The following is a 4422-nucleotide window of genomic DNA, read 5'->3' as shown; positions in this document are numbered from 1 at the left end:
TTCGATCCGGCACCTTATCGGACTCAAACGAACGTTTGCTCCTGGGGCGTGACGCCTGATCGGGATTTTGGGCCTACACTGTCGGTCTGTCTCAGATTCACCGCCGCAAATGCTTTGATCGATCCCGGAATTTACACGCTTCACTCCAACGTTCGAATCCCACCGATAAGTGGGGTCATGCTTGCGACGAGAGGCTTCGAGAATCGCCCTGCCCACCGCTATTGCGCGCCAGATGGCTCGAGCGGGTGCGCAATTTTGCGCGCATCCCACTACAATCTTGCGGGTCCACTTCTTCAAGTCGACGTCTCATGGGAGCAACCGAGCGTGGGCTTCAAGATCGAGTCGGTGGTCTTCGACGGAAACATCGACGTGCGACGTGCTGGAGGCCGCTCCGCTTATTGGAACGACAATTTCGGGAAGACGTCGCGACGGAACGAGCAGTCGAACGTCATCGTACAAAACTGCAACTCTTGCAGCTTCACTGGCATGGTCTCCGTCAATGCGGTGGCCGCTTCCGGGTTCATCTTTAGCGGTGCGGACGGACTCTTCGACCATACGCTTTTTCAGGGCAACGGCAATGGCCTGAACAAGGCTCCAAATTTCGGCGAATGGGCCGATGGGCTCACAGTCGTGTCGGGCCCTAGGGTCCGCATCCAGTCCAGCGTTTTTCGCGACAACTCCGATATCAATTTGATCGTTGCTGGAGCAGCGGGCGGGCAGATCGTGAATAACTACATCGAATCCAACACCAACTTCGCGTTCGCAGGTTTGATGCTCGACAACTTCGACATCAGCGCGAACAGCGACATGCAGGGAATCAACGTCGAGGCCAACACGATCAACTGCAACCTTATGTGTGGGATCGGCCTCAATATCGGTCCCTATATTTGGTATTGGCTCGAGTTCAGTAACGGCACACAGAACGGTGGAAGCACACAGCTCGCGATGATCAATGGCGCAGGGGGAAACGTTCGCGGCAATACCATTCTCCGTGCCCGGCAGGGCCTAGGCGTGTACGGCGCCTTCGGCTTCAGCATTTATGGCAATCAGATCCAGGAGTCGGGTGGATTCTCTTTCAACGGAAGACAGTTGACGAGCGCGTTTGATATGGACGACTCGTCTCGCTTCTACGGCGCTTTGGATTACGCCCGACAAGGAATTCCAACAAACGGAGTTTTAATCAACAACCTCCCAATCAATACGGCGAACGGTGTGCCAACCCGCGACATCAACGCCATGATGTTCGCAACAAAGCCTTGAAGCTTCGCGAAGGGCGTCAGCGGGCGACTTGTTTGAGAATCGTTTTGACGAGCTGGTCGGGGGTGATCCGTTTCATTTGATGGTCTGCGAACCCGGCTACTAGGGTCTATTGCGAGGGGTCAAAGCGATGATGCGTTTAGCGTCGATGGTCGAAAGCTTGCTTGCCTGATAGCGTGCTCAGAGTGGAAAAACATGGTTTCGTCATCGATGATGGTTAACGGCAATGCTTTTACCAGCGGAGGCAATCCAATCAGCAGGACAGGCGAGCAAGATTTGAAAAAGCAGTTTACCGAAATCGCAATATCATCGAACAACGTTGGGTTGGATGAAAGAATCACGCTGAATCGAAACTCGATATGATAAGCTGGCCTTAGGCTTCCTCGGAATGGTGGAGCTCGCTATGTTGAAGCAGTGCTTCAGAATTATGCAATCACCGGAGAGGACTGGAAATTCAGAAAGCAATAAATTTTAGTTTGAATGGAGACGGAAATGAAAATTCGAATTAGCGTACTTTCTATGGCTTTTTTATTAGGACTTTCTCACTCTGAAGCATTTGCCAAAGGTCAGCGAAGCGATGTCCTGTTAATGAACGAGTCACTACTTCCTGGTGAGCAGCTTGTGTCGTCTGATGGACGTACGACGCTTGTAAATCAAACGGATGGCAGTCTTGTTCTCTATCACAAAGAGATACCCCTTTGGAGCACCATTCCTGCACCACCAAGTATATTATTCCTGCAAGGGGATGGAAATCTCGTTGCCTATCAAGGTCAACATGTAACATTTACGACTGCTACCTACACTGGAAATGTCTTAGTCTTGCAAGATGATTGCAACCTTGTCCTCTATGATAGTGCCAGCAATCCATTGTGGTCCACTCGCACGAACCCCTGCACCGTAGCCTCCATTTTTAATGGTTCATATGTATCCCCCAATTCGCAAGGGGGTTCGCCGCCTTGGACAGCTTTTGGATGGAACGGTTTGTGTCCACCAAGCACACCAGAATCTATTTGCAAAAGCATGATCTACTTTAGTGTTCCCAATTCCACCTGGAATAGAAAGGAAAGTGTTGTTGTGCCATGGCGTCACACTGATGCAGACACAGGAGGATGGTGCTCATATGCGGGATCTGCGTTGTTAATTTTTGATATCAACCAGGATGGCTTTGATGACTGGTTCTGTCAAGACATCTGGGGTAATGAATCTGTTATCAGTGGACTTCGACAGTTTTATGGTTATCCCGCATTAAGAAGCCGTTCCAATGGCGCTTTTTGCACCAGGCCAATGGACTACGAGTTCCGGTTTGACGATAACTTCAACAACATGAAGGGGCTCATTTATAACGTTAAGGGAGGAGCTCTCGGTTGTACTATCACGAAGAGTGTTTGGGGTCTCGAGGCTTATATCGATGCTCACACTTATCTCAAGCCACTATTCTAATTCACTCTCCAAGTCAGGCTTTGCTGTACTCGTCGAACCGTGCGCATCAGTGTCGGTTGAGTAGGGGCTGTAGTAGCCCCCGCCTCTGGGCCGAAGCCGCTGATGTACCGGGCATCACCCTTCGTAAGCTGGGTCGTGCAAAGATATACATTTCACCTGAGCCGCCGTCGACTGACCCAGCATGCCGGAGCTCAATGTCAGTGATTGAAAGCCTTGAGGCCGGCGGCGTTTGCCCCCGACTTATCTGTATTGATCTTTCCCGGGACACCATGCTGACGGACGGCCTTTTTCAAAAACCTCATGGCCGCCTTCTGATCCCGCTTTGCCGACAATAGAAAGTCGATCGTATCGCCATCACCGTCCACGGCCCGATAGAGCCATTTGAGCTTTCCCTTGACCTTGATGGCCATCTCAGCCCAGAACCATCGTAAGTGAGTCGCAAGCCCCGTTCTTGCGGCAGCAAATCTTTCAAGCTATGTTCCGCAAAATTTTTAACGGAGCATTTCCATGACCCTTGACGAAATCAAAGTAAAATTCCAAAGCGAGCTTCAAAGAAAAAACTCCAACCCACGATCGCGCCGCTATTCCAAGGAACTCCGAAAAGCGGTAACAGCTTCAATTCGCTTGAACGGCTATACAATGACCGCTGTGAGAAGCACTCTTGGGGTATCGTCAACGGCTCTTTCCAAATGGATTTCGACCGATCTCGTTGAAGGCGTGCACAAAGCGGCTCCTCAGCAGGAAGATTTCATAGCAGCAAAAATCATGGGCGGGCAAGAGGTTCCGCTCCAGCGATTGGTTACTGCTGGCGAACCCATGAAGCTTTATCTCCCGAACGGAGTCAGGCTCGATTTCAATTGCTAAACGGCATTTGCGGCATCTCCAAAGCCAGGCGTTCTTTGATGGAAGCTTCGATTTCGAGGCCAAACTTATAGGGTGAAATCAATTTTTCACCTTTCAATGCGCGCATGGCCATGGTCGCCATATAGCCTTTGGGGCTGATGCCAATGAGCTTGCAGCTGGCGATTATTGTATAGAAGAACATTGCAGTATCGGCTCCATTGATGGTCCTGAATCCCAGAAAATTGTTTCTTCCCATGACTGGTCTTCTCTGGGAACGCCCGCCTGCATTGTTGTCGATGGGAATGTCAGGGTTATCAAGAAAGCGAATCAGCCGATCCCAATTATCGGTGGCATAGGATATTGCCTTGCCAATTGTGGAGTTTACGAGGTATCGACCGCTCTGTCCAAGCATCCACTGCTGCATACGTTCGACGATTGGCTTTGATTCTTCCAATCTGACCTTCCGCAATTGAACAAAGTCCGCAGCTGTATGTTCAAGTCTATAGAGCTCTTCGATGAGGTCGAGCATTTCTTCAGCTTTGGGATAGCTTTCCCTGGCATCATAAAAATTTCTTCTAACATGCGATAGGCAGAGCGCAAGAGTTACTTGCGCTTCCTTTTCCAGAAACTCATAGCCGCTGTAAGCATCAGCCATGATCACGCCGGTGTATCCCGAAAGCATTTCCCTCGCGACCCTGCCGCTTCTGGTCGTTTCATATTGATAGTAGGCGCCCATCTGATTGCTGATTGACCAGACATAGCCTTTGGTTTTTGGGTTTAGAATGTCCATGGGACTTTCGTCGATGTGAATATGCCTGCCTGCGTGAATCTCCGAGCGAATGATGGCCGGGATTTCCTCCAAAAGCTTCATTAGATGTTCGG

The 4422-nt window shown here is 50.3% G+C and carries 4 protein-coding genes and 1 pseudogene; 3 read left to right on the top strand and 2 right to left on the bottom strand.

Annotated features, from left to right (window positions below; translation table 11 throughout):
* Positions 1-324: 324 nt before the first annotated feature.
* Positions 325-1260: a hypothetical protein gene (locus tag VE954_RS34795; RefSeq protein ID WP_324961761.1), complete on the top strand. Its 936-nt coding sequence runs from the start codon at positions 325-327 to the stop codon at positions 1258-1260.
* Positions 1261-1749: 489 nt separating this feature from the next.
* Positions 1750-2697: a hypothetical protein gene (locus VE954_RS34790; RefSeq protein WP_324961758.1), complete on the top strand. Its 948-nt coding sequence runs from the start codon at positions 1750-1752 to the stop codon at positions 2695-2697.
* A 203-nt stretch (positions 2698-2900) separates the two neighbouring features.
* On the opposite strand, the pseudogene VE954_RS34785 reads toward VE954_RS34790, so the two are convergent.
* A pseudogene (locus tag VE954_RS34785) lies at positions 2901-3125 on the bottom strand (DDE-type integrase/transposase/recombinase); the annotation flags it as partial.
* 79 nt (positions 3126-3204) lie between these two features.
* On the opposite strand from VE954_RS34785, the gene VE954_RS34780 reads away from it, so the two are divergent.
* The gene (locus VE954_RS34780; protein ID WP_324961756.1) at positions 3205-3561 is read left to right on the top strand and encodes a transposase; all 357 of its coding nucleotides are present in this window, start codon (positions 3205-3207) and stop codon (positions 3559-3561) included.
* Here the strand turns inward: VE954_RS34780 and tnpC are convergent.
* Positions 3551-4422: IS66 family transposase (gene tnpC, locus VE954_RS34775; protein ID WP_324961754.1), on the bottom strand; the 872-nt coding region annotated here is incomplete at its 5' end. The genes VE954_RS34780 and tnpC overlap by 11 nt on opposite strands.

The sequence above is a fragment of the Oligoflexus sp. genome, assembly GCF_035638955.1.
GTDB lineage: Bacteria > Bdellovibrionota_B > Oligoflexia > Oligoflexales > Oligoflexaceae > Oligoflexus.
Note: the sequence above shows the minus strand (reverse complement) of the source record. Positions and strands in the feature narration are given on the sequence as shown.

Excerpts from the sequence above, each read along its gene's own strand:
- VE954_RS34780 (WP_324961756.1), top strand. The coding sequence starts at position 3,205 with ATGACCCTTGACGAAATCAAAGTAAAATTCCAAAGCGAGCTTCAAAGA.
- VE954_RS34790 (WP_324961758.1), top strand. The coding sequence starts at position 1,750 with ATGAAAATTCGAATTAGCGTACTTTCTATGGCTTTTTTATTAGGACTT.